The sequence below is a fragment of the Pseudonocardia halophobica genome (genome assembly GCF_050948485.1).
Lineage (GTDB): Bacteria > Actinomycetota > Actinomycetes > Mycobacteriales > Pseudonocardiaceae > Pseudonocardia > Pseudonocardia halophobica.
In genome coordinates this window covers 3941626-3968393 of record NZ_CP192046.1, presented here as the reverse complement: position 1 = coordinate 3968393, position 26768 = coordinate 3941626, and the positions used below count along the sequence as shown (strand labels likewise).

At 74.1% G+C, this 26768-nt stretch carries 26 protein-coding genes; 16 read left to right on the top strand and 10 right to left on the bottom strand.

Annotated features, from left to right (window positions below; genetic code table 11):
- Position 1: 1 nt before the first annotated feature.
- Positions 2-778, top strand: a complete 777-nt coding sequence (gene fabI, locus ACQP04_RS18995; RefSeq protein WP_037038772.1) for an enoyl-ACP reductase FabI — start codon at positions 2-4, stop codon at positions 776-778.
- A gap of 36 nt (positions 779-814) precedes the next feature.
- Positions 815-1843, top strand: a complete 1029-nt coding sequence (locus ACQP04_RS18990) for a ferrochelatase (protein ID WP_433501912.1) — start codon at positions 815-817, stop codon at positions 1841-1843.
- 162 nt (positions 1844-2005) lie between these two features.
- Here ACQP04_RS18990 and ACQP04_RS18985 read toward each other — a convergent pair whose 3' ends face one another.
- Both ACQP04_RS18985 and ACQP04_RS18980 read right to left on the bottom strand, forming a co-directional pair.
- A complete protein-coding gene (locus ACQP04_RS18985) occupies positions 2006-2890 on the bottom strand; it encodes an SCO6745 family protein (protein WP_433501911.1) in 885 nt (294 codons plus the stop codon).
- A 65-nt stretch (positions 2891-2955) separates the two neighbouring features.
- Entirely contained in the window at positions 2956-4137 is a 1182-nt protein-coding gene (locus ACQP04_RS18980; protein WP_433501910.1) for an FAD-binding oxidoreductase, read from the bottom strand.
- A gap of 70 nt (positions 4138-4207) precedes the next feature.
- Here ACQP04_RS18980 and ACQP04_RS18975 point away from each other — a divergent pair, with 70 nt between their 5' ends.
- On the top strand, positions 4208-5065 hold the full coding sequence (locus ACQP04_RS18975; RefSeq protein WP_433501909.1) for a LysR family transcriptional regulator: 858 nt from the start codon (positions 4208-4210) through the stop codon (positions 5063-5065).
- 170 nt (positions 5066-5235) lie between these two features.
- Here the strand turns inward: ACQP04_RS18975 and ACQP04_RS18970 are convergent, their stop codons facing one another.
- Positions 5236-6024, bottom strand: a complete 789-nt coding sequence (locus ACQP04_RS18970) for a hypothetical protein (protein ID WP_433501908.1) — start codon at positions 6022-6024, stop codon at positions 5236-5238.
- 168 nt (positions 6025-6192) lie between these two features.
- Here ACQP04_RS18970 and ACQP04_RS18965 point away from each other — a divergent pair, with 168 nt between their 5' ends.
- From ACQP04_RS18965 to ACQP04_RS18955, 3 genes are all read left to right on the top strand, one after another.
- On the top strand, positions 6193-7017 hold the full coding sequence (locus tag ACQP04_RS18965) for a DUF3097 domain-containing protein (RefSeq protein WP_433501907.1): 825 nt from the start codon (positions 6193-6195) through the stop codon (positions 7015-7017).
- A gap of 70 nt (positions 7018-7087) precedes the next feature.
- A complete protein-coding gene (locus tag ACQP04_RS18960; protein ID WP_433501906.1) occupies positions 7088-7519 on the top strand; it encodes an NfeD family protein in 432 nt (143 codons plus the stop codon).
- Between the two features lie 14 nt (positions 7520-7533).
- Positions 7534-8745, top strand: coding sequence for an SPFH domain-containing protein (locus tag ACQP04_RS18955; protein WP_433501905.1), 1212 nt, complete (start codon positions 7534-7536; stop codon positions 8743-8745).
- On the opposite strand, the gene ACQP04_RS18950 is transcribed toward ACQP04_RS18955, so the two are convergent.
- From ACQP04_RS18950 to ACQP04_RS18930, 5 genes are all read right to left on the bottom strand, one after another.
- Complete coding sequence (locus tag ACQP04_RS18950; RefSeq protein ID WP_433501904.1) at positions 8746-9531, bottom strand: energy-coupling factor ABC transporter ATP-binding protein; 786 nt, start codon at positions 9529-9531, stop codon at positions 8746-8748.
- Positions 9528-10292, bottom strand: coding sequence for a cobalt ECF transporter T component CbiQ (cbiQ, locus tag ACQP04_RS18945; protein ID WP_433501903.1), 765 nt, complete (start codon positions 10290-10292; stop codon positions 9528-9530). The genes ACQP04_RS18950 and cbiQ overlap by 4 nt, the downstream gene beginning before the upstream one ends.
- Before the next feature lies 1 nt (position 10293).
- Positions 10294-10662 (bottom strand): PDGLE domain-containing protein, encoded by a 369-nt coding sequence (locus ACQP04_RS18940; RefSeq protein WP_433501902.1) that lies wholly within the window; start codon positions 10660-10662, stop codon positions 10294-10296.
- The gene (locus ACQP04_RS18935) at positions 10659-11384 is read right to left on the bottom strand and encodes an energy-coupling factor ABC transporter permease (protein WP_433501901.1); all 726 of its coding nucleotides are present in this window, start codon (positions 11382-11384) and stop codon (positions 10659-10661) included. Before ACQP04_RS18935 ends, ACQP04_RS18940 begins: the two co-directional genes overlap by 4 nt.
- Before the next feature lie 184 nt (positions 11385-11568).
- On the bottom strand, positions 11569-12462 hold the full coding sequence (locus tag ACQP04_RS18930; RefSeq protein ID WP_433501900.1) for a glycosyltransferase family 2 protein: 894 nt from the start codon (positions 12460-12462) through the stop codon (positions 11569-11571).
- A gap of 419 nt (positions 12463-12881) precedes the next feature.
- Between ACQP04_RS18930 and ACQP04_RS18925 the strand changes: the two genes are divergently transcribed.
- The 7 genes from ACQP04_RS18925 (at position 12882) to ACQP04_RS18895 (ending at position 21258) form a co-directional block, all read left to right on the top strand.
- Positions 12882-14105 (top strand): glycosyltransferase, encoded by a 1224-nt coding sequence (locus ACQP04_RS18925; protein WP_433501899.1) that lies wholly within the window; start codon positions 12882-12884, stop codon positions 14103-14105.
- Between the two features lie 208 nt (positions 14106-14313).
- Positions 14314-14691 carry a hypothetical protein gene (locus ACQP04_RS18920; protein WP_037038788.1) on the top strand — a complete coding sequence of 126 codons (378 nt, stop codon included), beginning with the start codon at positions 14314-14316 and terminating at the stop codon, positions 14689-14691.
- Entirely contained in the window at positions 14688-16751 is a 2064-nt protein-coding gene (locus tag ACQP04_RS18915) for a hypothetical protein (RefSeq protein ID WP_433501898.1), read from the top strand. The genes ACQP04_RS18920 and ACQP04_RS18915 overlap by 4 nt, the downstream gene beginning before the upstream one ends.
- Positions 16748-17146 carry a hypothetical protein gene (locus ACQP04_RS18910; RefSeq protein ID WP_433501897.1) on the top strand — a complete coding sequence of 133 codons (399 nt, stop codon included), beginning with the start codon at positions 16748-16750 and terminating at the stop codon, positions 17144-17146. The genes ACQP04_RS18915 and ACQP04_RS18910 overlap by 4 nt, the downstream gene beginning before the upstream one ends.
- Positions 17147-17278: 132 nt before the next feature.
- The gene (locus ACQP04_RS18905; RefSeq protein ID WP_433501896.1) at positions 17279-18982 is read left to right on the top strand and encodes a choline dehydrogenase; all 1704 of its coding nucleotides are present in this window, start codon (positions 17279-17281) and stop codon (positions 18980-18982) included.
- Positions 18983-19034: 52 nt separating this feature from the next.
- Positions 19035-20285, top strand: a complete 1251-nt coding sequence (locus ACQP04_RS18900; protein WP_433501895.1) for a glycosyltransferase family 2 protein — start codon at positions 19035-19037, stop codon at positions 20283-20285.
- 100 nt (positions 20286-20385) lie between these two features.
- Positions 20386-21258 (top strand): glycoside hydrolase family 16 protein, encoded by an 873-nt coding sequence (locus ACQP04_RS18895; protein ID WP_037038794.1) that lies wholly within the window; start codon positions 20386-20388, stop codon positions 21256-21258.
- Positions 21259-21329: 71 nt separating this feature from the next.
- Here the strand turns inward: ACQP04_RS18895 and ACQP04_RS18890 are convergent, their stop codons facing one another.
- Both ACQP04_RS18890 and ACQP04_RS18885 read right to left on the bottom strand, forming a co-directional pair.
- Positions 21330-22712 carry a glycosyltransferase family 4 protein gene (locus ACQP04_RS18890; RefSeq protein WP_433501894.1) on the bottom strand — a complete coding sequence of 461 codons (1383 nt, stop codon included), beginning with the start codon at positions 22710-22712 and terminating at the stop codon, positions 21330-21332.
- A gap of 36 nt (positions 22713-22748) precedes the next feature.
- Positions 22749-24449 (bottom strand): hypothetical protein, encoded by a 1701-nt coding sequence (locus ACQP04_RS18885; protein WP_433501893.1) that lies wholly within the window; start codon positions 24447-24449, stop codon positions 22749-22751.
- Between the two features lie 298 nt (positions 24450-24747).
- Here ACQP04_RS18885 and ACQP04_RS18880 point away from each other — a divergent pair, with 298 nt between their 5' ends.
- From ACQP04_RS18880 to ACQP04_RS18870, 3 genes are all read left to right on the top strand, one after another.
- On the top strand, positions 24748-25347 hold the full coding sequence (locus ACQP04_RS18880) for an N-acetyltransferase (protein ID WP_433501892.1): 600 nt from the start codon (positions 24748-24750) through the stop codon (positions 25345-25347).
- A gap of 142 nt (positions 25348-25489) precedes the next feature.
- Positions 25490-25918, top strand: coding sequence for a hypothetical protein (locus ACQP04_RS18875; RefSeq protein ID WP_433501891.1), 429 nt, complete (start codon positions 25490-25492; stop codon positions 25916-25918).
- 1 nt (position 25919) lies between these two features.
- On the top strand, positions 25920-26765 hold the full coding sequence (locus ACQP04_RS18870; RefSeq protein ID WP_433501890.1) for a polysaccharide deacetylase family protein: 846 nt from the start codon (positions 25920-25922) through the stop codon (positions 26763-26765).
- Positions 26766-26768: the final 3 nt, after the last annotated feature.

Genomic DNA, 26768 nt, shown 5'->3' with positions numbered 1-26768 from the left:
GATGGGACTGCTCGAGGGCAAGAAGCTGCTGATCACCGGTGTGATCACCGACGCGTCGCTGGCGTTCCACGCGGCGAAGATCGCGCAGGAGCAGGGCGCGGAGGTCGTCCTCACCGGGTTCGGCCGGATGCGGCTGGTGGAGCGGATCGCGCAGCGGCTGCCCAAGCCCGCCCCGGTCGTCGAGCTCGACGTGTCGAACCAGGAGCAGCTCGACTCGCTGGTCGAGCGGGTGTCCCCGCACCTGGGGGACTCGCCCTCGCTCGACGGGGTGCTGCACTCCATCGGGTTCGCGCCGGCGTCCTGCCTGGGGGAGGGGGCCTTCCTCAACGCCCCGTGGGAGGACGTCGCCACGACCATCCAGGTCAGCGCGTACTCGTTCAAGTCCCTGTCGACGGCGCTGCTGCCGCTGCTCGGGCCGGGCGCGTCGATCGTCGGGATGGACTTCGACAACCGGCAGGCCTGGCCGGCCTACGACTGGATGGGCGTCGCCAAGTCCACGCTCGAGTCCGTCACCCGGTACCTGGCCCGTGACCTCGGGCCGAAGGGCATCCGGGTCAACCTGGTCGCCGCCGGCCCGGTCAAGACCATGGCCGCCAAGTCCATCCCGGGCTTCTCGGCGTTCGAGGACAACTGGGACTCCCGCGCCCCGCTGGGCTGGGACGTCACCGACCCGGTGCCCGTCGCCAAGACCGTGTGCGCGGTGCTGTCGGACTGGCTGCCCACCACCACCGGCTCGATGGTGATGGCGGACGGCGGGTTCCACGCCGTCGGGGTGTGACGCGCGGGGCCCACCGGCGCGCGGTTGAATGAGGCCGTGGGTTCCTACGACGCGCTGCTGTTCCTGTCCTTCGGCGGTCCCGAGGGGCCGGACGAGGTGCGCCCGTTCCTGGAGAACGTGGTGCGCGGCCGCGGGGTGCCGCCGGAGCGGCTCGACGCCGTCGAGGAGCACTACCAGCACTTCGGCGGCGTCTCGCCGATCAACGCCCGCAACCGGGAGCTGATCGCGGCGATCCGGTCACGGACGGACCTCCCGGTGTACTTCGGCAACCGGAACTGGCACCCGATGGTCGAGGACACCGTCGCGGAGATGGCCCGGGACGGCGTGCGCAACGCGCTCGTGTTCGCCACCAGCGCCTACGGCGGCTACTCGGCCTGCCGGCAGTACGACGACGACATCGCCCGAGCCCGCGCCGCCGTCGGCGACGGGGCGCCGCACCTGACCAAGCTGCGGCACTTCTTCGACCACCCGCTGTTCGTGGAGGCCAACGCCGACGCGGTGCGGGCCGCCCTCGCGACCGTGCCGGAGGGGGCGCGGCTCGTGTTCACCGCGCACTCCGTCCCGGTGGCCGCCGACGCCGCCGCCGGAGTGCCGGAGGAGGGCGGGCACCGCTACTCGCGGCAGATCGCCGAAGCCGCCCGGCTGGTCGCGGCCGAGGTGGGGATCACCGACTACGACGTCGTGTGGCAGTCGCGGTCCGGGCCGCCGCAGATCCCGTGGCTGGAGCCGGACGTCGTCGACCACATCGAGGCGCTGCACGAGAAAGGTGTCGAGGCGGTCGTCGTGGCGCCGGTCGGGTTCGTGTCCGACCACATCGAGGTCATCTGGGACCTCGACAACGAGGCCGCGGAGAAGGCGGAGGAGCTGGGCATGGCCTTCGCCCGCGCCGCCACCGCCGGCCCCGACCCCCGCTTCGCCGACATGGTGGTGGAGCTGATGGCCGAGCACCTGTCCGACGCGCCCGCCCGATCCCTCGGCGGGGTCCCGCGGGCGGGCTGCACGACCGACGGCGCCCCCTGCGCCGTCACCTGCTGCGAACCGGTCCGCCGCCCCACCCGCCCCTAACAGCCCCGCGAGTCGGGAGTTCCTGCACCGCGAGTCGGGAGTTCCTGCACCGCGAGTCGGGACTTCCTGCACCGCGAGTCGGGAGTTTCGGGTGTCCGAACCACCCATCCCGGGAGGTCCTGGGATGTGCTGCTCGGTCGCCTGGAACCGCCGACTCGCGGGTCACTCGGGCTTGCGGATGCCCAGCGTGCTGACGGCCGGGAGCAGCCCGGACTGCGCGATCGTCGCGGTCAGCGGCCCGACGAGCTGCGGGAGCCGCGCGATCTCCGGCATCCCGACGGCGACGTAGGGCTGGGCGGCGAGGGCGTCCGTCCGGGCCTCGACCCGCTCGCGCAGCGCCCGCCCGGCCTCGGTGGCCACGCCGTCGTCGTCGAGCAGGCCCCGGGCGCGCAGCCGCTCGGCGGCGGCCTCCCACTCGTCGTCACTCCAGCCGCGGCTCGCGAAGGTCTCCCGCGGTGCGGCCCCGACGGCGGCGAAGGACACCAGCGCCTCGCACGGGTCGAGCTCCGCGTCGAGCAGGGCGGCGACGTGCCCGTCCCCGCGGTGCTCGCGCAGGATCGTGGCGGCGTGCCAGAGCCGCAGCAGCGGCTCGTCCGGGACGTCGAGTCCCGCGTCGGCGGCCGCCAACGGCCGCCCCGCGGTCACGGCCGCCTCGGCCGCCCGCCACGCGAGCTCGACGGCCTCTCCGGTGGCGGGTGCGTCGGCGAGCGGGCCGAGCAGCGCGCGGAGTCCGGCGTCGACGCCGCGGAGCCGGGCGGCGCGGACGTCGTCGGGCGACGACGTGGTCCAGGCGCTCCGCATGTGCTCGGCCACCATCGCCGGGCTGAAGCTGTAGAAGGCCGAGGTCACGACCTCCGCGCCCGGCCGGCCGAGCGGCGCGGCCCGCAGCGGGAAGTACGACGGCCAGCGGGTGGCGGTGTCGAAGCCGAGCGCCGCCACCTCCGCGGCGACCTCGGGTGCGTAGTAGAGCACCGCGTGCACGGGCTCCAGGACCTGCCAGTTCCCGCGCACCAGGGGCATGGGGACCGTGGTCGTCAGGACGGACATCGCGAGCTCCTCTCGTCGAACTAGTCACTGACAAGACTGGCGCGAGCGAGGGAACTTGTCAATGACTAGTTCGGAGCGGTGAGGCCGTAGGCGAAGGACCACGCCCGGCCCAGGTCGTCGGCGGCGAACGGGCGGAACAGGTTCCGGTGGAGCGCGCGGGCGGCCGCCTCGTCCGGGCCGTCGACGATGGTGATGGCCCGGAGCAGGTATTCGGCCTCGCGGAACGCGGCGGGCACGGTCCGGCCGCGCGTGTACGCCCCACCCAGGCGACGCACCTCGACCACGGACGGGACCGGCGCGGACGGGCCCGTCAGAGCCGGGATCGCCCGCAGCCCGTCGCCGTCGAGCGTGCGGAGCAGGCGGGCGTCGCCGGCGTAGGGCTCGGGTTCGGTCGGGTCGTGGTGGATCGTGTGCGACTCCGCCACCGGGAGCCACCCGAGCCGCTGGTGGAGCGCCGGGGCCAGCTCGCGCAGGGATCCGACGAGACCGTCGACGTCCGCGGTGGCGGCGACCGTGATCATGGCGATGTGCCGCCCGCGGAACGGCGGGGGCAGGGCCGGGTCGTCGGGGAAGGGCACGAGCGAGATCCCGGTCGTCACCTCCTCCGGCAGGTCCGCGCTCCAGGCGGCCCAACCGTCGAGCACGGCCGGCGTGACCTCGAGGGCGAGCGAGCCGCCCCAGACCTCGGTGAGCTCGACGAGCTCGACCTCGACGGCCGTGACGACGGTGCCGTCCTTCGGCAGGTGGTCGAGCTCGACCGCCTCACCGGAGGTCGTGACGCCCTCGACCCGACCGATCCGGTCGGCCGCGAACCCGAAGGTGCGGCCGAGCAGGCCGAACCCGCCGCCGAGCAGGTAGCCGACGACCCCGACGCCGGGGGAGCTGCCGCTGAGCGGCGCGAGGCCGCGCGGAGCTGCTGCGGCGACGACGTCCCCCCACGTCGCACCCGCCTCGACGCGGGCGCGGCGGGTCACCGGGTCCACCGTGACCGTGCGCATCCGACGAGTGCTGATGAGCAGTCCGCCGTCGAGCGGGGCGGCGAGCCCGTGCCCGCTCGACTGGATGGCGAGATCGAGCCCGCGGTCGCGGGCATGGTTGACGGCGGCACGGACGTCGGCCGGGCTCGAGGCGACGACCACGAGGTCCGGACGGTGCGCGCGGGCGGCCTGGAACCCGCGGCGCTCGGCGTCGTAGCCGGGGTCGTCGGGGCGGAGGACGGTGCCGGTGAGGGTGCTGGTCGTGGACACGGCTCCACCCTCGGCCGCCGTCCGCCAGAAGTCCAAGAGATGGATCGTCTCGCCACTAGCATCATCGGTTATGGAGCTGCGTCACCTGCAGTATCTGGTCGCGGTGGTCGAGGAGGGGACCGTCACGGCAGCGGCCGCCCGCCTGCACGTCGCCCAGCCCGGGGTGAGCGCCCAGCTCAGACAGCTGGAGCGCGAGCTCGGGGAGCCGCTGCTGACCCGGACCTCCCGTGGGGTCACGCCGACGGCCGCGGGAGAGGCCGTGCTGCCCTACGCCCGGGCGGCGCTCGCGGCGGTCGAGGGGGTGCAGCTGGCCGTCGACGAGCTGAAAGGCCTGGTCCGCGGGCGGGTGGCGGTCGGGATGGCGCCGTCGCTGGCCGCCACCGATCTGCCGGACCTGCTCGCGGAGTTCCGCCGGGCGCACCCCGCGGTCGAGATCTCGCTGCGGGAGGGGACCTCGGAGGCGCTGCTCGCGCAGCTGGTCGCGGGGGAGGTGGACCTGGTGTGGGCGGGCGTCGCGGGCGATCCGCCGCCGGGCGTCGCGACGCGGACGATCACCGAGCAGCCGTTGGTCGCCGTCGGGCTGGACACCGACGAGGTGGGGCTGCACGAGCTGCTCGACCGGCCCCTGATGTGCATGTCGCCGGGGACGGGGCCGCGCGGCGCCTTCGACGCGGCGTGCGCGTCGGCCGGCGTGCGCCCTCGGATCGCCTTCGAGGCGGGGGACCCGCTGCTGCTCGCGCGGCTGTCCGCGCGCGGGCTGGGGGTCGCGGTGCTGCCGGCGAGCGCGATCCGCGCGGCGGGGCTCGACGTCGGGGCCGCGCGACTGGTGCCGGAGGTGCGGAGCCGCATCGAGCTGGCGTGGCGGGCGGACGGTCCCAACGGACCGGCGGCGCGGGCCCTCATCACCGCGGCGCGGGGCCGGAACTGAGTCCCGCGAGTCGGCATCTGCGGGTCACCGAACGTCACAATGTCGAGAGCGACGGAGATGTGCATCTCGGGCGCCCGAAACTGCCGACTCGCGGTGCTGGAACTCCCGACTCGCGGTGCTGGAACTCCCGACTCGCGGGACCGGGCTGTCGAACCCTCGAGTTCGCCGCGTTACGGGGTGGGGGCGTAGGTGCGGACCGCTTCGGCGACCGCGGCGCGGCGGGCGATCCGGACGGCGGTGTCGAGGGGGCGGAGGGCCTCGCGACGGGCGGTGGCGGCGGAGGCCGAGAGGGCGCCCCCGGGCTCGTCGGCGGAGGCGGCGGCGAGGATCGCCTCCACCTCGTCCGCCTGCTGCAGCACGCGCAGCGCGCGCCCCGGCATCCCGGCGGGCCAGTGCGTGGCCGGTCGGGCGCGCAGGGCCGCGGCGATCTCCTCGCGCACCCCGGGCCGGTGCCGGGCGACGCCGAGCTCGGTGAGGAGCGAGGTCGACTGCCGCACCTGCGACCGCAGCTCGTGCTCGGCCTCCGCCAGCGGCACGTGCTCCGCCGGCGGCACCGGCGCGGGGACGGTGTGCACGGTCCAGCGCAGGACGCCGTCGGCGATCGGGCTCGGCACCACTCCCAGCCCCGCCTCGCCGTACAGCACGCCCTCACCGGCGGCGATCGCGGCCGAGGTGAAGGACCCGGGCCCGGGCAGGCCGCGGATGTCGCCGGCGACCGGGAGCACCAGCCGGCCGGCGCCGCGCGGTGCCCGGCGCAGCGCGGCGAGCAGGAAGGTCAGCGACGAGACGGGGGCGCCCGGGGCGGGGAGGTCCGTGGCGGCGGCAGTGGCCTCGTCGGCGGCGACGACGTCGTGCGCCTCGGCCCAGGCGGTGAGCGCGTCGAGCACGTCGTCCGGCGCGGCGGCCCCGGCCAGCCAGGCCGAGGACCACACCGCGAAGGTGGCGGAGGAGCGGGGCACGAACGCCAGGCTAACCACGGGCGACGGGAACCCGGCCTCTGCCGTGCGGGTGACGCTGCGTGACGTTCGGTGAAGGGCGGCCGGTCGGCCGCACGGGTGATGCGCTCTTCGGGCGCCCCTCCGCGTGTCGCCCGCGACCCGATGTGCCCCTTGGGATACAACCCGGACATGCCCGCACCCCGCACGCACGACTACCGCGGCGCGTTCGGCGCCGACGGGACCCGGGTCCGCACGCGGAAGGAGATCCCGGAGGTCCCCGCCGAACCCGGTCTGGTGGTGGAGGACCCGGCGAGCGGGTTCTGCGGCGCGGTCGTGAAGATCGACGTCCGCGAGGTCACCCTCGAGGACCGTTTCGGCGCCCGTCGGGTGTTCCCCCTGCGCCCGGCGGCCTTCCTGTTCGAGGGTCGCCCGGCCACCCTCGTGAAGCCCGCGGCCGCGCCGACGGGGCCGGTCCGGTCGGCATCGGGCTCGGTCCGGGTGGAGAACCTGAAGGCGCGCACCGCCCGTGCGGCCCGGATCTGGGTCGAGGGCATTCACGACGCCGCGCTGCTCGAGACGGTCTGGGGCCACGACCTGCGGGTCGAGGGCGTGGTCGTCGAGCCGTTGCACGGCGTGCACGACCTCGCCGCCGCCGTCCGCGAGTTCGGCCCGGCCCCGCACCGGCGGCTCGGGATCCTTGTCGACCACCTCGTGGCCGGGAGCATGGAGACCCGCCAGGCCGCCTCCGTCGCCGGGCCGAACGTCCTGGTGACCGGCCACCCGTTCGTCGACGTCTGGGAGGCGGTCAAGCCGCAGGCCGTCGGGATCCGGGCCTGGCCGAAGGTCCCGCGCGGCACGGACTGGAAGACCGGCGTGTGCGAGGCGCTGCGCTGGGGCGAGCCCGCCGACGGCGCCCGCCGCGTGCTCGGCGCCGTGAAGTCCTTCCGCGACCTGGACCCCTCGCTGATCGGCGCCGTCGAGCAGTTGATCGACTTCGTCACCCAGGAGGGCTGACCACGACCGTTGTGCGACCGAAATGATCATTTCGGCCACCCCGGTCCGTGACCTCTGCCATCCTGGGGTCATGGTTCCGCTGATCTGGTTGATCGCCGGGATCGCCCTGCTCGCCGGCGAGATGCTGGCGGGGGAGTTCGTGCTGCTGATGCTCGGCGGCGGGGCGCTCGTCGCGGCGGGGGGCTCGGCGCTGTTCGGCCTGGGGTGGCTGGGCAGCACCCTGCTGTTCGCGATCTCCTCGGTGCTGCTGCTCGCGGGGGTGCGGCCGGTGCTGCGGCGCAAGGCGCAGAAGTCGGTGGAGGGCTACGTGCACCACACCGACAAGATCGTCGGGGGGCCGGCGGTGGTCTCCCGGCGGGTCGACGGGCACGGCGGCCGCGTGCGGATCGGGCCGGACGAGTGGTCCGCCCGCTCCTTCGACGGCGAGCAGGTCATGGAGCCCGGGGACCGGGTCACGGTGGTGCGCATCGAGGGCGCCACCGTGCTCGTGCTCGCCGAGTAGACGGGGGAAGGGACATGGAGACGGTGAACGTCGGACTGCTCGTCGTGGTCGTGCTGATCGTGATATTCGTGATCATCACGCTCGCGAAGGCGGTGCAGATCATCCCGCAGGCGACCGCCGCGGTGGTCGAGCGGCTGGGCCGGTACAAGACCACGCAGGACCCGGGGCTCGCGTTCCTGGTGCCGTTCGTCGACCGGATCCGGGAGCGGATCGACCTGCGCGAACAGGTCGTGTCCTTCCCGCCGCAGCCGGTGATCACGCAGGACAACCTCACGGTGAACATCGACACCGTCGTCTACTTCCGGGTCAACGACCCGAAGTCCGCGGTGTACGAGATCTCGAACTACATCACCGGCGTCGAGCAGATCACCACGACCACGCTGCGCAACGTCGTCGGCGGGATGACGCTGGAGGAGACGCTCACCTCCCGGGACCAGATCAACAACGTGTTGCGCGGCGAGCTCGACGACGCCACCGGGCGCTGGGGCATCCGCGTCGAGCGCGTGGAGATCAAGGCCATCGACCCGCCGCCGTCGATCCAGGAGTCGATGGAGCGGCAGATGAAGGCGGACCGCGAGAAGCGGGCCATGATCCTCACCGCCGAGGGCCAGCGGGAGTCGGCGATCCGCAGCGCGGAGGGCCAGAAGCAGAGCCAGATCCTCACCGCGGAGGGTGCCAAGCAGGCGGCGATCCTCAACGCCGAGGCCGAGCGGCAGTCCCGGATCCTGCGGGCGCAGGGTGAGCGGGCGGCGCAGTACCTGCGGGCGCAGGGTGAGGCGAAGGCGATCGAGAAGCGGTTCGCCGCGATCAAGGCCGGCCGCCCGACCCCGGAGCTGCTCGCCTACCAGTACCTGCAGACCCTGCCGCAGATGGCGGCGGGCGAGGCGAACAAGGTGTGGCTGGTGCCGTCGGACTTCGGCAAGGCGCTCGAGGGCTTCACCAAAATGCTCGGCGCGCCGGGCGAGGACGGCGTCTTCAAGTACACCCCCTCACCCGACGACGGCGTGCGCTCGGTCCCCGAGGAGGACGAGGAGTCCGTCAAGGACTGGTTCGACACCACCGGGGACCCCGAGATCGCGCGGCAGGTCGCGGCGGCCACGGCCGAGGCGACCCAGCACGTGCCGGCGATCGGGGAGGAGGCGCGACCCGCCCTGGGCACCGGGGAGCTCCCACCCAACGGCGTCCCCGCCCGCGGCGACTGGTCCGAGGAGGCCCCGCCCCGCTAGCTAGTCGCCCTGGCCCAGGGTGAAGCCGAACGGGAGCTCCAGGCGGTGCCGCTCCAGCAGGGCGCGGTCCGCCAGGAGCTCCCGGGTGGGTCCGTCGGCCACGACCACGCCGTCGTCGAGCACCACGCTGCGCGGGCAGAGCTGCAGCGCGTACGGCAGGTCGTGGGTGACCATCAACATCGTCCGGCCCAGCCCGAGCAGCACCTCCGCGAGTTCGCGGCGCGCGACCGGGTCGAGGTTCGACGACGGCTCGTCGAGCACCAGGATCTCGGGGTCGCAGGCCAGTACCGTGGCCAGCGCGACCCGGCGGCGCTGCCCGCCGGAGAGGTGCAGCGGCGAGCGGTCGGCGTGCTCGCCCATCCCGACGGCCGCGAGCGCCTGGTCGACCCGCTCGGCGAGCGCCGGCCCGCTCAGCCCGAAGTTGGCCGGCCCGAAGGCGACGTCCTCGCGGACCGAGGGCATGAAGAGCTGGTCGTCGGGGTCCTGGAAGACGATCCCGACCCGGCGCCGGATCTCCTGCAGGTGCTCCTTGCCCACGGGCAGTCCGCCCACCTCGACAGTGCCCTCGCCGGGGGCGAGGATCCCGTTGAGGTGCAGCACCAGGGTGGTCTTGCCGGCGCCGTTGGGGCCGAGCAGGGCGACCCGCTCGCCCGGCTCGATCCGCAGGTCCACGCCGTGCAACGCCTGGTGGCCGTCCGGGTAGGCGAACAGGAGGTCCCGCACGAGGAGGGACGGCGGCGCGGGGACCACCGCGTCGGTGTCGTCCAACGGGTCGGCCCGGGTCATGTGATCACCCATCCGGTCACGGCCAGCGCCGCGGCGACGGCGACCGGCGCCAGCCCGGCGGCCCAGTCCCGCCGGGTCGTGCGGTTCTCGGCGAGGACCGGCATCGCGCCCGTCCAGCCGCGGGACAGCATGGCGAGGTGCACCCGCTCGCCGCGCTCGTAGGAGCGCACGAACAGCGCCCCCACGCCGCGGGCGGTCGCACCGGCCTGCCAGAGGAACCGCGGGTCGTGCCCGCGGGCGACCCGGGCCAGCCGCATCCGCCGGGCCTCTCCGGCGATCACGTCGACGTACCGGAGCATGAGCGTGGCGATCGTGGTGACCAGCGCCGGGGCCCGCAGCCGCTGCAGCCCCACGAGGAGGTCTCGCATCGGCGTCGTGGCGGCCAGCGTGAGCGAGGTGAGGACACCGAGCGTGCCCTTGACCAGGATGTTCCACGCGCCGAGCAGCCCGGGCTCGGAGAGCGACATCCCGAGCCACTCGATGCGCGGGTCCGGTCCGGTGATCGGCAGCAGCACTGCGAGCACCACGAACGGCAGCTCGATCACGGAGCGGCGCAGGATCCAGCCCACCGGGATGCGGGCCGCGAGCCAGACGCCGAGGAGCAGCACGAGGTAGCCGGCGAAGACCGGGAAGGCCTCGCGCGGGGTCGCGACCACGCACACCACGCCGAGGAACGCCGCGACGATCTTCACCTGCGGCGGCAGCCGGTGGACGGGGGAGTCGCGGTGCAGGTGCAGCGGGTGGGCGTGTCCCGCGCCCACGTCAGTCGTCCTCGGGCTCGGTGGACGGCGCGGACCGGGCGGGGGACCGCCGGGCCAGCACACGGAACAGGGCGAAGGCCACACCGAGGGTCACCAGCACGCCCACGACGCCGGCGATCCCGACCGTGCCGTCGCCGCCGAACACCGAGTAGTCCGCCAGCGGCGAGCCCGAGGTCGCGTGCTCGCCGGCGTTCTGCGCGATGCACGTGCCGTCGAGCTGCTCGCCGCCGCCGGTCTCGGTGACCTGGCAGCCGTGCAGCGCGACCGTGTCCAGCCCGTCGGGGCTGGAGCTGGCGAAGTAGGAGAGCCCGCCCGCGACGAGCAGGGCGACCACCAGGAAGCCGAGGAGGAACCCGCGCCGCCCGTTCACGTCGCACCCCCGGCGGCCGGCGTGGTCGGCGCGGACCTGCGGACCAGCGGCGTCGCCGTGCCCCGCAGCAGGTGGACGAGGTCCGGGCGCACGGCCGCGACGGCGCCGACGGTCGCGGCGGTGATCACGCCCTCACCGATGCCGATCAGCGCGTGCAGGCCCACCATCAGCGCGAACACGGTGCCGAGCCCGGCCCCGCCGCTGCCGCCGATCGCGTACTCGAGGACGAAGCCCAGCGAGGCGACCACCGTGTTGACGAAGGCGGCGACGAACGCCGTGGCGACCAGGCCGCTGCGGCTGCGCCGGGCGACCCGGCGCAGCAGCAGGGCCACGCCGTAGCCGGTGAAGACGCCGATGAGCGCCATGTTCGTGATGTTCGTGCCCAGCGCGGTGAGCCCGCCGTCGGCGAACAGGAGCGCCTGGACGAGCAGCACGATCGCGATGCACACCGTGCCGACCCACGGGCCGACGAGGATCGCGACGAGGGCGCCTCCGAGGAGGTGGCCGCTGGCGCCGGGCAGGATCGGAAAGTTGATCATCTGCACGGCGAACACGAACGCGGTGACCAGCCCGGCCATCGGCGCGGTGCGCTCGTCGAGGTCCGCGCGGGCGCGGACGAGGCAGAGCACGAGGCCGACGACGGCCACGGCCCCGAAGACGAGCGAGGTCGTGGCGTTCACCAGCCCGTCGCTCATGTGCATGGCGGTGACCATGGTGACCATGGAGGAGGCCTCCCGGGTGCCGAGGGGAGCGCCGGAGACGGCGCCGCCCCCATCTCAACGCGTCGGCGAGGCAATCGCAAACAATGTGCGGGAGCGAGACCGGTGCGACTGTCCGGTCGGAGGGGTCGGCCCGTCCGACGGGCAGGTCCGGTCGGGTCGGTCGGCCGCCGACCGGGGTCCGGGGTCAGGTCGCGGCGAGCGCCCGCTCGCGTTCCCGCTCCTCGCGCTTCTCCGAGCGCGAGGCCAGCACCGACAGACCGGACCGCCGCAGCGCACCCACGGGCGCGAGCACCGCACCGACCAGCCGGTCGAGCGCGCGGACCTCGTAGGCGGGGGAGTCGCCGAGCTCGGCGACGATCGCCGTGTGCTCCCCGCGGACCCGCTCGGCGTAGCCGGGCTGGCGCGGGCCGCCGCTGATCCGCACGGCCGCGAGCGGCTCGGGCCGACCGAGGAAGTCCCCGTGGTGCAGCAGGCGCAGCCAGCAGTCCAGGTCGAGCAGCTCGTCCCGGCGGCCCCGCCAGCCGCCCGCCGCGGTGAAGCTCTCCCGCCGGAACGTGACGTTGCACGCGTCGCCGATCAGGTTGCTGCGGCTGCGCACGATCTTGCGGGCCACCTCGTCGCCGCTGCGCGTGCCGATCAGCCCGTTCAGCCCGCGGCGGGGGACCAGCACCCGGCTCTTGTCGTCGACGACGTGCCGGCGGGCCGCGACGAGCGTGAGGCCCGGGTCGTCGAGCAGCGGCTGGATCTGCAGCTCGAGACACCGCGGGTGGAGGATGTCGCCGTCCGTGATCGTCTTCACGAGCGGGGACCGGCTCAGCGCGACGGCCCGGTTGCGGGCCTCGGCCCGGGGGAGCCGCTCGCCCGTCCGCTCCACCCGGATGCGCGGGTCGGCGAAGGAGCGCATGATGTCGTGGGTCGCGTCCGTGCTGGCGTTGTCGAACAGCACGAGCTCGAACTCGGGCTCCGTCTGCTCGAGGACCGAGCCGATCGTCTCGGCCAGGTGCCGCTCGCCTTCCGTGACGGCCGCGGCCACGGACACGGTGGCCTGGTAGCCGCCCGGGAAGCCGGCCGCGGTCACCGGGCGCCCGGTTCCCGCTGCTCCGCCGCGTGGGCGTGGCGGTCCGTGCTGTCCATGGGGCGGCACTCTACCGAGCACACAGGACGCCCCCGGTCGGCGGGCCGATCGCACTGTCCGTAAGGTTCGCGTGGTGGACCCGGAGCAGCCGAGCGCCCGCGGAGTGACCGGAGCGTGGTCGTCCGGGACCCGAACGGGGGGCGCTGTGAACGGTGTGCACGCGGTCAGGGCAACGCCCCGTCACGTAACGCACCGACGAGGCCGACAGATAAGCCAAGCGATGACGGAGTACCGGGTGACATCTCGACCTGCAGAAGTCGGGCGCCGATGCGTCAGCGCGACAGCACACGAGGTGCGACGAGGGGGAGACTGCGATGCAGCGCAGTGATCGGCGCAGGTTTGAGCGCAGTGACGATCCGACCGTGTCCGTGGTGGTCCCCACCCGGAACGAGGCCCGTAACCTGCAGGTGGTGCTGCCCGCGATCGCGGCCGTGCGGCCCGCGGTGCACGAGGTGATCGTCGTCGACGGCAACTCCGTCGACGGCACGGTGGAGACCGCGCGGCGCGTGCTGCCGTGGGTGCGGATCGTCGAGCAGACGCGCAAGGGCAAGGGCAACGCGATGGCGTGCGGGTTCGCCGCCGCCACCGGCGACATCATCGTGATGTTCGACGCCGACGGCTCGGCCGACCCGGCGGAGATCCCGGCGTTCGTGGCGGCGCTGAAGGCGGGCGCCGACTTCGCGAAGGGCACCCGTTTCGCGCGCGGCGGCGGCAGCGACGACATCACGCTGCTGCGGCGGACCGGCAACGCGGGGCTCAACGGCGTGGCCAACGCGCTGTTCGGCACGCGGCACTCGGACCTCTGCTACGGCTACAACGCCTTCTGGGCCGACCTCTTGCCCCTGCTGGAGCTGCCGGCGGTGGACGCTCCCGCACCGGACGACGGGTCGATGCTCTGGGGGGACGGCTTCGAGATCGAGACCGTGCTGGCCTGCCGGGTCGCCGCGGCCGAGCTCAAGGTCACCGAGGTGCCCTCCTACGAGCGCGAGCGCCTCTTCGGCGACACCAACCTGCGGACCTTCGCCGACGGCACGCGGGTCCTGCGCACCCTCGCCGCCGAGCGGCGGCGGGCCAACCAGCGGCGCGTGGAGCCACCGGCGGTGGCGGCTCCGGCCGCGGCGCGGTACGGCACGCCCCACGACGGCCCGCTGAGCGGCCCGGTGGGCGCCCCGCTGAACGGTTCGGTGAACGGAGCTGTGAACGGCGCTGCCCACGGACACGCGCGGAACGGGCACGCGCCGTCGAACGGCCACGGTGGACAGAACGGGCACGCCGTCCACAACGGACACGTGAACGGCAACGGCCACTCGAACGGCCACACCAACGGACACGGCAACGGCCGCCCGCTCGGGACCGCCGACACCTTGCCGGTGCCCCCGACGACCGAGCCCGCCCAGCCGATCGAGCAGGTCGAGGCGGCCACGGCCGTGCCCCCGTCGCCGCCCGCGGCGACCGCCCCGCCGCGCCAGTCGCCGCGCCCGGGCAACCGTCCGGCGGCCGGGACCGACCGTCCCGCGCCCCAGCGCGCCACGGCGCAGCGTGAGGCGCTCGACGCGCGTTACGCCCTCGAGGAGGAGGCCTCCTGAGGGGTCGCCTCCTGCGGATCACCGGCGCCCGGCATACTCCTGACGGGCGCCGGGGTCCGTCCGGCGCCGGACGGTGTGCCGCGGTCCCGCCGCGCGGACCGGTGCGCCACGCGGTGTCGAGCGAGACGGTGCCGAGCATCCCCACGGTGCCGAGCACGGGAACGGTGTCGGCCACGGACCACGTCCGGCGAGGGAACGGAGTGACGCGGTGAGCATGCCCTCCGCGGCGGAGCTGACGCGCGCCCGCACCGCGCGTCGCGGCGTCGCGCTGATGCTCGTCGTCGCCGGCGTCGCGGCCTGCGCACTGAGCCTGCTGAAGGTGACCGGCGGCACCGTCGGCGACATCCGCCTCTTCGTCACGATCGGCTTCCTGCTGCTGGGCCCCGGCTGGTCCGCGGCGGGCTTCCTGCGCCGCGCGCCCGCGGCGCACGTCTGGCTGCTGACCCTGGGCGTCGGCGTGGCGACCACGCTGCTCGCCGCGCAGATCATGGTCAGCACCGTCTGGTGGCACCCCGACCTGATGCTCTACATCGTCACCGGGATCAGCATCCCCTTCCTGCTCCGGCACGCGGTGGTCGCCCAGTGACCACGCAGGACACCCGCCGGGGCGCCCACGACCGCGGGACCCCGCGCGAGGACGGTGGCCGCGCCACGGACGCGCAGGGCGGCACCGTCCGCAGCGACCCCGAGGCCACGCAGGTCCTCCGCCCCGTCGGCGCGACGCCGGGGAACGGCCCGGACGGCAGCGACCCGCCCACCGCGGCGATCCCGCTCGTCCCGCCCCCGGTCCCGCCGGCCGACGCCGAGCCGCCCGCCGAGCCGTCCTGGTTCGGGCGCAACCGGGTCGTGATCGACCGCTGGCTCTCGCCGGCCCTCGCCCTGCTCGCGGTGGCGATGCTGCCGCTCGCGGTGGTCACCACCGACCTGCAGGCGCTCGACGGCTGGGGCCTGGCCAAGGTGCTCGGCATCCCGGGCTGGCTGGCCCTGCTGTTCGCGATCGGCTCCTGCCTCTCCGAGCTCTACGCCCGGCGCCCGCGCATCCCGATGCTCGGCACCGCCACCGGCGTCCTCATCCTCTGCTCGACGGGCCTGCCGTCGGTCGTCGAGCCCGCCGCGCGGTTCGGCACGGCCTGGACGATCACCGGCTTCGTCGACGCCGTGGCGGTCGCCAACGGCGTCCCGCCGCAGGGTCTCGACGCCCGGTTCTCCTGGCCCGCGTTCTTCGCCCAGTGGGCGTGGTTCCGCCAGGCCGGTGGCGCCGACCAGCTCGACGAGGTGCTGCGCTGGTTCCCGCCCGCCGTCGTCACGGTGTGGGCGATCGGCATCTACGCGCTGGCCCGCTCGATGCTGGGCGGCACCCGTGCCCCCTGGGCCGCGGCCTGGCTGTTCGTCGGCCTGAACTGGATCGAGCAGGACTACTTCTCGCCGCAGGCCACGGGCATCTGCCTGCTGCTCACGGTGCTGACGTTCGCCCTCGGCCCGCTGGCCACCCGGCGGACGGACCCGAGCGGCGTGCCGGGCTGGCCGGCCCCGCACCGCGGCGCGAAGCGCCTGCCGCTGCTGCACCGCTGGCTGGTCTCCGGCATGACGCCGCCGAACCGGCCGACGCTGCCCCCGCGCCAGCTGCTGCTGGTCTACTTCTGCGCGGCGCTGTGCATCCTCGCCGTCATCCCGGCGCACCAGCTCACCCCGTTCGCGATCCTCGGCCAGCTGTTCCTGCTGGCCGTCGTGGGCCGCTACCGGGGTCGCGGGCTCGTGCTGGTCGGCATGATCGGCGTGATCCTCTTCATCCTGATCGCCGCCCGTTCCATCTGGATGAACCAGATCACGCTGTTCATCGGCACCGGCGACACGGGCGCCGCGCTGCAGGAGGGCGTGGCCGACCGGCTGACCGGCGACGCGGGCCAGATCGTCGTCAAGTACGGGCGCGTGCTCGTCGCGGGGCTGTCGTACCTGCTGGGCATCGTGGGCGCGTGGGTCTACTGGCGGCGCCGCCGCGACCTCGTGCCGATCGGGCTCGCCGTGGTGCCGATGGCGTTCGCCGCACAGGGCTACGGCAGCGAGGGCTTCCTGCGGATCGTGCTGTTCGGTCTGCCGATCCTCACGATCCTGGGCGCCGACTTCCTGCGCTGGACGGTCCGCAAGCGCGCGTGGATGCGGCCGGTGCTGGCGGTCGGGATGGTCGCGCTGTTCGGCATGCTCGTGTTCCTGCGCGGCGGCAACGACTCCTACCAGGTCGTCTATCCCGAGGACGCCGCGATGTTCCGGTCGGTCGTCGCGACGACCCCACCCGGGCAGAACGTCATCCCGGTCTCCGACCCGGGGCCGTTCGCGATCGAGGGCCTCACGCTCTTCGGGCGCGGCGGCGGCGTGCCGGGCTGCGGCCGGATCGGCGTCTCGGACGACCCGATCGGCTGCACGGCCAAGGTCTCGCCCGACGTCATCGTGAACTTCGGGTCCATCGAGGCCCAGGGCGTCTACCTCTACGGCAAGCCGCACAACTGGTCGCTGGACTACGCCAACACCCTGGTCCAGCAGGGCACGTACTACTTCTGGTACCAGAGCCCGGACGACCCGTACGACTACGTGCTGCGCAAGGTCGGGGCGCCCGTGCTCCCCGGCGGTACCGCGGGGAGGCCCGGATGACGATCGACCCGGGATTCGACAAGTGGGTGTGGCTGTCGTTCCTCGGCCTGCTGGTCGTCCTCGGCATCCGGGCCTGGGTGGTGGAGAGCAGCCGCGGCCGGCCGGGGCGCACGCCCACGCGGGTGCGGGCGCTCACGGTGGCCTCGGTCGGCGTGGTCGCCGTCGTCGTCGCGCTGCTCACCGTCCAGGGTGGACAGCAGGTGGTGCACTCCGTCCTGACCCGCACCGACCCCGTCACCGGGCTCCCGCTGGACCAGCCGCGACAGCCTGCTCCGGCCCCGCCCGCGGACCCGAACGCCCCCGCCGCGGCGGACCCGAACGCCCCCGCGGCCACCGACCCGAACGCTGATCCGAACGCAGACCCGAACGCACCCGCGGCAGGAGCCGCGCCCTGACCTGAGTCGGGGTGGTGGATTTCACCGCGATATCGTGACCGCCGCTGCGGCCGCGGCGACCCGGGGAGTGCCGGGCCGCGGCGACGCGGGGCGCAGGTACGCAGCGTTCCCAGGAGGAGGGCCCAACACCTCATGTCGGACAAGGTCTACGACTTCGTCGTGGTCGGCGGCGGTGCGGCCGGGTGCGTCCTGGCCAACCGGCTGAGCGCCGATCCCGCCCACCGGGTGCTCCTTCTCGAGGCCGGGAAAGCGGACCCGTTCTGGGACGTGTTCACCCACATGCCGGCCGCGATGGGCCTGGCGATCGCCAGCAAGAGCCACAACTGGCACTACGTCTCCGAGCCCGAGCCGTTCATGCAGAACCGCCGCATGGACCTGCCGCGCGGCAAGCTGCTCGGCGGCTCCGGCTCGATCAACGCCATGACCTACGTCCGGGGCCACCCGGCGAACTTCGACCAGTGGGCGAAGGTCGTCGGCGACGACGCCTGGGACTACGCGCACGTCCTGCCGTACTTCAAGAAGATCGAGGACTCGCTGACCTTCGGCGGGAACGAGTACCGCGGTCGCGGCGGCCTGCAGACGGTGGAGCGCGCCCCGGCCGACCACCCGCTGTTCGCGCTGTTCTTCGAGGCCGCCCAGCAGGCCGGGTACAACCTCACCGCGGACCTCAACGGCGCGGTGCAGGAGGGCTTCGCGGCGTTCGACCGCAACATCCGGCGGGGCCGGCGGCAGTCGTCGTCGCAGGCGTACCTGCACCCGGTGATGGGGCGGCCCAACCTCGAGGTCCGCACCCGCGCACTGGCCACGCAGGTCGTGTTCTCCGGGACGCGCGCGGTCGGGGTGACCTTCCGCGCCGCCGGCGGCCACGAGGAGATCGTCCGGGCGAAGGAGATCATCCTGTCCGGCGGCGCCTTCAACACCCCGCAGCTGCTGCAGCTGTCCGGGGTCGGCCGCGCCGAGGAGCTCGAGGCGGTCGGCGTGGCGCCGATCCACGACCTGCGCGGGGTCGGCCACAACCTCGAGGACCACCTGGCCGTCCAGGTCCAGCACCGGTGCACCCAGCCCATCTCGATGGTGCACATGAAGGACAAGAAGAACTGGCCGAAGATGGGCCTGCAGTGGCTCGCCGGCCGGGGCCCGGCGGGCAGCAACCTGTTCGAGGCGGCGGGCTTCGTCCGCAGCAACGAGGACATGGAGTTTCCCGACGTGATCGTCGGGTTCGCGCCCATGGCGATGGCCTTCGACGAGAAGCGGATCGTGGAGGGGCACGGCTACCAGGTGCACGTCGGCACCATGGCCGCGCGCTCCCGCGGCAGCGTCACGCTGCGCTCGGCCGACCCGGCCGCCCATCCGCGGATCATCTTCAACTACCTGGACAACCAGCGGGACCGGGACGACTGGGTCAAGGCGATCCGCATCGCGCGCGACATCATGGCCCAGCCGGCCTTCTCGGGCGTCGACGGCGGCGAGGTCGTCCCCGGGCCGGAGTTCCAGACGGACGAGCAGATCCTCGACTGGATCTCGCACACCGCGCAGACCGGGCTGCACCCCACGGGCAGCGCCCGGATGGGCCGCACCCCGGACGACGTCGTGGACCCCGACACCCTGCGGGTGCACGGCGTCGACGGGATCCGGGTGGTCGACGCGTCGATCTTCCCGACGGTCACCAACACCCAGACCTACGCGCCCACCCTGATGGTGGCCGAGAAGGCCTCGGACATGATCCTCGGCAACACGCCGCTGGAGCCGGTGCACCTCGCCCGCCCGCAGGTCGTCTCGCACGCGCGGCCGTCCGCGGCCCCCGAGGACGTGGTGGCGCCGGCCGGCCAGGCCTGACGCGACCGGGCGGTGCGGGAGGCGCACCGCCGACGAACCACGAAGGAGAAGCATGGAGCTGCCGGGGCGGGCGCCGGCCTGGGTCGGCCGGGTCGAGCGGCGGACCGACGGGCAGGACGCCCTCGACCTGTCGGTGGACCCCCGGTACCTGGCGGCCAGGCTGCTGGTGACCGCGGGCGGCGTGCCCGCGGGGCTGATCTCGGTCGGCCTCACCGGCGGCCGCGCGACGACGTCGACCGTGCGGGCCGCGATCGAGGCGCAGCTGGGCCCGGACACCGGGGAGGAGCAGGCGCTGCCGCCCTCGGTCGATCCGCTCACCGTGGTGATCGCGACGCGTGGCCGGGCGGAGAGCCTGCGCACCAGCATCGCCGCCGTGGTGGCCGGTGACCACCCGGCCGTCACCGTGGTCGTGGTCGACAACGACCCGCCGGACGAGAGCACCCGGCTGGTCGCCGAGGAGTTCGCCGACCGGGGCGTGGTCTACGTCCGCGAACGGCGCCGCGGCCTCTCGGTGGGCCGCAACCGCGGGCTGCGCGAGGCGGTCACCCGGCTCGTCGCGTTCACGGACGACGACACCGAGGTGGACCGGCACTGGGCCAGCCGCATCGCCGCCGTGTTCGCCGCCGAGCCGGACCTGGCCTGCCTCAGCGGCCCCGTGGTCGGCGCCGTGCTGGAGACCGAGGAGCAGCTGGCCGCCGAGCGCGCCCTGGTGTGGAACCGTGGCTTCGAGGCGCGCCGCTACTCGCTGGCCGACCCGCCCGCGGACTCCGCGATCTTCCCCTTCTCGCCGGGCCTGTTCGGGATCGGCGCGAACTTCGCCGTCCGGGCGGACATCGCGCGCGCCGTCGGCGGGTTCGACGAGGCGCTCGGCGCGGGCGCCCCGACCCGCGGCGGCGAGGACTGCGAGTTCATGGTCCGGCTGGTCCTGGCCGGGCACCGGGTGGGCTACGACCCGGGCGCGTTCGTCTGGCACCACCACCGGTCGTCGCCGGAGGAGCTGCGCAGCCAGCTGCGCGGCTACTCGATGGGCCTGGGCGCCTTCCTCACCAAGATCGCCCTGGACCCGCGGGCCGGGGCGATGGCGGCCAAGCGCATCCCGGCCGCGTTCGCGCAGTTCCGGCAGATCGGCGCGCGCGAGTCCACCGCCGGCGAGGGCGTGGCCGCGGGGAGCCTGGGGGAGCGGCTCGCGTGGATCGTCGACGGCGGCTCGGCCTACGTCCGGGGGCGCCGCGCGACTCGGCGGGTCGGCGGGCGGGTGCCCCCGCTGTCCCCGGTGAACTCGGACGTCACGTCCGACCGCTGACGTCGTTGGACTCGGTGACGGGGGCGTCCACGCGGTGCTCTACGCTCGCCATCTGTCCGGAATGTCCGATCTGAGCTGTCTGATGTGACGAGGAGTCCCAGTGTCCGAAGAGTCCGGGCCCGGTGGCGGCGGAGCGCCCACCCGGGGGATCTCCCGCCGCACCGGCCTGATCATCGGCGGCGTCGCCGTCGTGGCCGTGCTCGCGCTGATCGCCGTGCTCGTCGGCAGCCCGTCGTCGGACTCCGGGAACACCTCCGGCAGCGGCAGCGTGTCCGAGCCGCCCGGCCCGACCACGCCCACGCAGACCCAGAGCGCGGGCTCCGACACCAGCGCCGCCACCCTGCAGGGCTGGGGTGAGCCCAGCCGCGTCGACGAGTTCGACGGGCCGCGCCCCGCCGGCTGGAGCATCTACAAGGGCGAGGGGCACGACGGCAACGGCCGCCGCACGACCGAGTCGATCCACGTCAACGACGGCATCCTCACCATCAAGGGCGACGCGCAGGGCAACACCGGTGGCCTCGCGCTCAACCCGGGCCAGATGTACGGGCGCTGGGAGGGCCGGGTGAAGATGCCGGCCAGCGACCCCACCTACCACGCCCTGCTGCTGCTGTGGCCGGACGAGGAGAACTGGCCGGAGGGCGGCGAGGTCGACTTCATGGAGGCGACCTCGGGCGACCGGCAGAACGTGAACTCGTTCCTGCACTACAGCGAGGACAACAAGCAGATCGAGCACTCCGTCGACGTCGACGGCACCGAGTGGCACAACTGGGCCGTGGAGTGGACCCCGGACCACGTCATCGGCTACCTCGACGGCCGCGAGTGGTACCGGATCGAGGACAAGGACACGCTGCCGCCGGGCCCGATGCACCTGTGCATCCAGCTCGACTGGTTCCCGGAGGACGGCGACCCGAACAACGTGAAGCCCTCGGAGATGCAGGTCGACTGGATCAAGGAGTACAAGTACTCCGGCTGACCCACCCGGACACGAACCGGCCGGTGCCCCCGCGGGGGCACCGGCCGGTGTCGTTCTCGGGCCGCGGCTGCTCAGGCCCGGCGGACCGCCCTCAGCTTCAGTGTCTTCGCGTTGGCGATGTCGATGCTGCCGGTGTCGGTGTCGATGTCCGGGTCGAACCAGTCCGGCACCGGGCCGGCGATGCCCGGCGCGATCCGCTCGGAGCTGTTGAACGTGTCCGGCTCGACCCGTCCCGCCGCCCGCGCCGCGAACCAGGCGCCGACGGACGCGACCGTGCGCGCCACCTCGCTGCGGCTCGGGCGGACGTGCTCGGCGAGCGCCTTCTGGTACCACTCCATCTGCACCCGCAGGGCGTGCTCGAGGCTGTAGTGCCGGCGCACGAGCTCGAGGGCGAACGCGGCGTTCTCCTTGCGGCGCACCTGGTCGTCCAGGAGCGTGGTCAGCTCGCGGACCAGCGCGTCCTCCCCCGTGCCGCCGTCGCCGATGCCGTAGAAGCCGCGCCAGCGGAACAGCCTGGCCGACTCGCGGTCGAGCATCTGGAAGTAGCCGCGCTCGCCCTGCACGATGCACGGCTTGCCGAAGGCCATCGCCCGCAGGATCGACCCGCCCATGCCGAGCGCGATGTCCGCGGAGGCGTAGGCGGGGCGCGGGTCGACGCGCATCCCGGGGAGCAGCACGACCTCGCGGCCCGCGCGGGCGTTCGTCGCGTCGGCCAGGGCCCGCAGCTCGGGCATCGCCGGCCCGTCGCCCACCATCACCAGCCGGAGCCGGTGGTGCGGCGGGATGCGGCCCGCGGCGCGGATCGCGGTCTCCAGGCCCTCCTGCTTGAGTGCCCGGGCGAACCGGCTGACCACGACGACGGCGATCTCGTCCGGCGCGATCCCGAGCTCGGCCCGGAACGCGTCGCCCCCGGGGTAGTCCGGGTACTGGCCGACCGTGTCCGTCGGGATCTCGAGGACGCCGATGGAGCCGCTGCGCTCGCGGGTCTCCATGGCGATCAACGGCCCGCAGACCTGCAGCGGCACCGAGCCGGGCATGAAGTCCGGCACGGACATGCTGTTGATCGTCATGGTCATCGGCACGTCGTCGAGGCGGTGCGGGCCGAGGAAGGCGAGCAGCGCGGGCGTGAGCTCGTAGGCGTGGATCAGGTCCGGCTGCAGCCGCCGGGACAGGTCCCGGATCCGCTTGTACGCGGCCCGCGCGGTGGGCGCGATGTTGTCCGGGACCAGCTCCTCGACCGCCTCGAACCGCACCCCGCGCTTGTGGATGACATCCTCGAGGACACCGGGGGGCCCGGCGACCACGACCTCGTGGCCCAAGTCCCGCACGCCGGCGGCCAGGTCCACGGAGTTGCGCTGGCTGCCGCCGATGTCCAGGTTGTGCAGGACGACGAGCAGCCGCAGCGGCCGGTCCGTGGGCCAGCGGCTCGCGCGGGGAGCGCTGTGCGCGTTCACTCCTCGGGTCTCCCTCGTGTGTGAGGACGCCGTCCGTCAGGACGGGCGCCGGCCCGCTCCCGTCGCCAGTCCGGCGACGGGGGTCGGCTCTGTCGGGGGGTCGGATCGGTCGGTGTCGTCGCCCGGCTCCGACGTGCGGCCGGTCTCCTCCTCGACGGCGTCGTGCCGCAGGGTCCGCATGAAGCGGACGAGCGGGACGGCGACGACGAGCGCCGTGACGGCCTGGGCGAGGAGGAACGCCAGGCCGGCGCCACCGATGCCCATGCGGTCCATGAGCACCACCGCGAGCCCGATGACCAGCGCCGCGGTGAACACCTCGAGCACGACGACGCGGCCCATCTGGTTGCGCAGCCGGGAGGTGTTGATGAAGTTCATGTTGATGATCGTGAAGGGGATCGCCAGGACCGCGTAGCGCAGCACCCAGGTGCCCTGGTCGGAGTAGGTGTCGCCGAGCACCGACAGCACCCACGGGGCCAGGAAGAACAGCGCGGGCACCCCGAGGCCGCCGATGAGGTAGCTCAGCCGGAAGGTGCGCTTCATCAGTGCCCACTGCTCGCGCCGGTCGTGGCTGGCCTCCACGACGTAGGAGGAGCTGATGTTCCAGATCAGCACGCTGAACGACTCGGCGATCAGCCACGGCAGGGCGTAGTAGGCGTTGGCCTCGGTGCCCAGCCGCGCCACGACCAGCAGCGGCAGCACCAGCGGGATGATCACCGTGACGGCGCCGGTGGCGTACTCGGCCAGGAAGATCGACAGCAGCCCGCGGCGGTCCGGCATCGGCGGCGTGCCCTCGCCGGGCGGGGGCACGCGGGGGAGCAGCCGTAGGAACAGGATCGGCGAGATCACCAGCTGCAGCGCGATGATCGGGAGTGCCCAGGCGACGAGGATGCCCTTCTCGAACGCGAGGTTCGCGAAGAGGATCAGCAGCCCCATCTTGCCCAGCGCGAACAGCAGCTGCTCGAGCGGGATCCAGGTGGAGCGGCGCAGCCCGGTGAGCACCCAGTCCTGCAGCGTGGACAGCGCCAGCAGCGCGACGAGCAGCGGGAACGCCGCCCGGTCCCACAGGGTGGGGAACAGCTCGTCGTGCGGGAAGAAGACGAGGAAGCCCGCGCCGAGCAGCAGGGCGATGGTGGTCGCGATGGCGTAGCCGCCCACGACGAGCTTGCGCGCCTTGGTGCCGGCCGACGCCAGCACGCGGCCGAACAGCAGCCCGACGTTCGACGCCGCGACCTGCGACAGCATCGTGGCGGTGGACAGGATCGCCGAGGACCGGCCCACCTCGGCGGCGGGCAGCCGCGCGGCGATCGCCCAGAAGCCGAGACCGACGAGCGCGGTGATGCCGGTGGCGGCCATGAGCGCGAAGGCGTTGAGCTCGAGGCTGGGCAGGAGCGAGCGGCGCCTGCGCGGCGGCTCGGTGCCCGGTGTCTCGCTGCCCGGTGTCTCGGGCAGCTCGGCCGTCTCGGGGGACGTCGGCTCGGCGGCCGGGGCCACCGGGGCCACCGGGGACTCCGCGGCCTCGGGCACCCGCGCGTTGCGGAGACCGACGGTGTCGAGCGCGGCGTTCTCCGCGGTGCCCGGCGCGGGGACCTGGACGGCGGCGAACCGCTCGGTGGGGGGATCGGCGTACGGGTCCGCACCCGGTCCGGTGATCCGGTTCGTCGGCGCGCCCGCGGCGGGTCGGCCCGGGCCGCCCGCGATCCGCTCGTCGCCGCGCACCGGACCCCTGTCTCGCTCCACTACCGAAGTACCCCGTCAGACCTGTCCGTGCCGCGCGCACCCGATGGGCGCCGGCGCCGCTCCTCGTCTCGGTCCCCGGAGCCTAATGGTCGACTCGCCGCCACCGGTCCCGGGGTGTAGCGTGCGCGGCTTTGCGCCGGGGTCCCGAGGGCGACCCCGCGTCGTCCATCGATCACCCGACGGAGCGTGTTACGCCGCCCGTCCCGGTGTCCCGCCGGTCACGCGGTGCCGCGGAGGACGGCCGGGGTGCGCGGCTATCGTCGGCGCCGCACACGACGGACGACGAGCGGGAGCGCGCATGGCCGCCACGACGGGCAGCACGACCGGGGTGCGGGTACACCCGCAGGGCCTCTGCGAGAGCACGGACGTCGGCGAGGGCACCCGGGTGTGGGCCTTCGCGCACGTCCTGCCCGGCGCCCGGGTCGGCCGGGACTGCAACATCTGCGACTGCGCCTTCGTCGAGGACGGGGCCGTGCTCGGCGACAACGTCACCGTCAAGAACGGCACCCTCGTCTTCTCCGGGGTGACCTGTGAGGACGACGTGTTCCTCGGTCCGAACGTGCTCTTCACCAACGACCTGCGCCCGCGCGCGGCTATCAAGCGCGGGCCCGAGGCCCTGCTGTCCACCGTGGTCCGGCGCGGCGCGACCCTCGGGGCCGGCTCCGTCGTGGTGTGCGGCACGGAGATCGGCGACCACGCCTTCGTCGCGGCGGGCGCCGTCGTGACCCGGTCGGTGCCGGCCCACGCCTTCGTCGCCGGGAACCCGGCGCAGGTGAAGGGCTGGGTCTGCGTGTGCGGCGAACGGCTCGGCGACGACCTGGTGTGCCCGGAGTGCGGCACCGCCCACGAGCGGGCGGGGAAGGGACTGCGCGTCCGGCCCCGACCGGCCCGTCGCTAGAGTCCCCCGGCGGGAGAGTCCACCGGGGTCCCCGCCGGCGTCCGGCCGGCCACCCCGCCGCGGGACGCCGCCTCCGCCACCCCGACGGCGGAGCGAGCCGGGCGCCCCGTGCCGACCACACCGGACCGAGGAGCAGACCGAGATGGCCCGTGCCACCCAGACCACCGCCTCCACCGCGAGCACAGCGCTGCGCGCCCTGCGCGACGTCGGCGCGGCCGCCTGGTTCGGCGGCTCGCTGATGGGGGCGTCGGGCCTCAACGCCGCCGCCGACGCCGCCGGGGGCCCGCTCGAGCGCGAGCGCGTCGTCTCCGCCGGCTGGGCGCGCTGGACCCCGATCTTCCGCGCCGCGGCGGCCGCGCACCTGCTCGGCAGCGTCGGCCTGCTGGCCCAGCGCCGCAGCAAGGCCGATCTGGTCGGCCTCGGTCTCACCACGGCCGCCGTGGGCGCGGTGGCGGGCACGGCCGTCCTGGGGAGCAAGGAGGTCCCCGAGACGACCATCCACGCCGTGGAGTGGACGGTCCCCGCGCTGCTGGCCGGCGTGATCCTCAGCGGCGTCGGCCGGAAGGGCTGACGTGCCGGTCTCCTCCCTGCGCAGCAGCCTCGGCGAGCTCCCCGCGGCCCAGGCCGCCTACCGGTGCGCCGTCGCCGGCCGGATGCGGGCGGAGCGGTGGGGTCTGGCGCTCGACGAGGCGCTGCGGACCCGCACCGGCCTGACCCGCCCGCGCGGCACCGCGGTCGGCCGGATCCTCGCGTACCACTCGATCGGCACGGACGAGTGGGGCGTCAACGACGTACGGCCGGCCGACTTCGAGCGGCACCTGCAGGCCGCCGTGGACGACGGCTGGACCTTCGCCACCCCAGCCGAGGTGCTGGCCGCCCCACAGCGCAGGCAGCTGGCGATCACGTTCGACGACGGCGCCACCAGCGTGCTGGACAACGCCGTGCCGGTGCTGCGCCACCACGGCGTCCCGTCGACCATGTTCGCGGTCAGCGGGTGGGCGGACGGCGGACACGACGCCGGGTACGCGCACGTCCTCGACTGGGCCGGGCTGGCCCGGCTCGAGGCGGCCGGGGTCACGCTGGCCAGCCACTCGGCGTCGCACCCCGACTTCGGCCGGCTCGACCCGGCCGCGGCCGAGCGCGAGCTCGTCGAGTCCCGGAACCGACTCGAGAGGATGCTCGGCCACGAGATCGACGAGTTCGCCATCCCCTTCGGACAGTCGGCGAACTGGACGCCGGAGGCCGGGGCCATCGCGAGCCGCGTCTACCGCACGGTGTACGCGCAGGCCGTCGACACGCGGCCCGCGGGAACGATCCCGCGCACCTTCATCACGCAGATCGACCGCCCGCTGATCTTCCGCGCCGCCCTGAACGGCGCCTTCGACAACTGGGAGGAGTGGTTCCTCGGCCCCCGCTGAGCC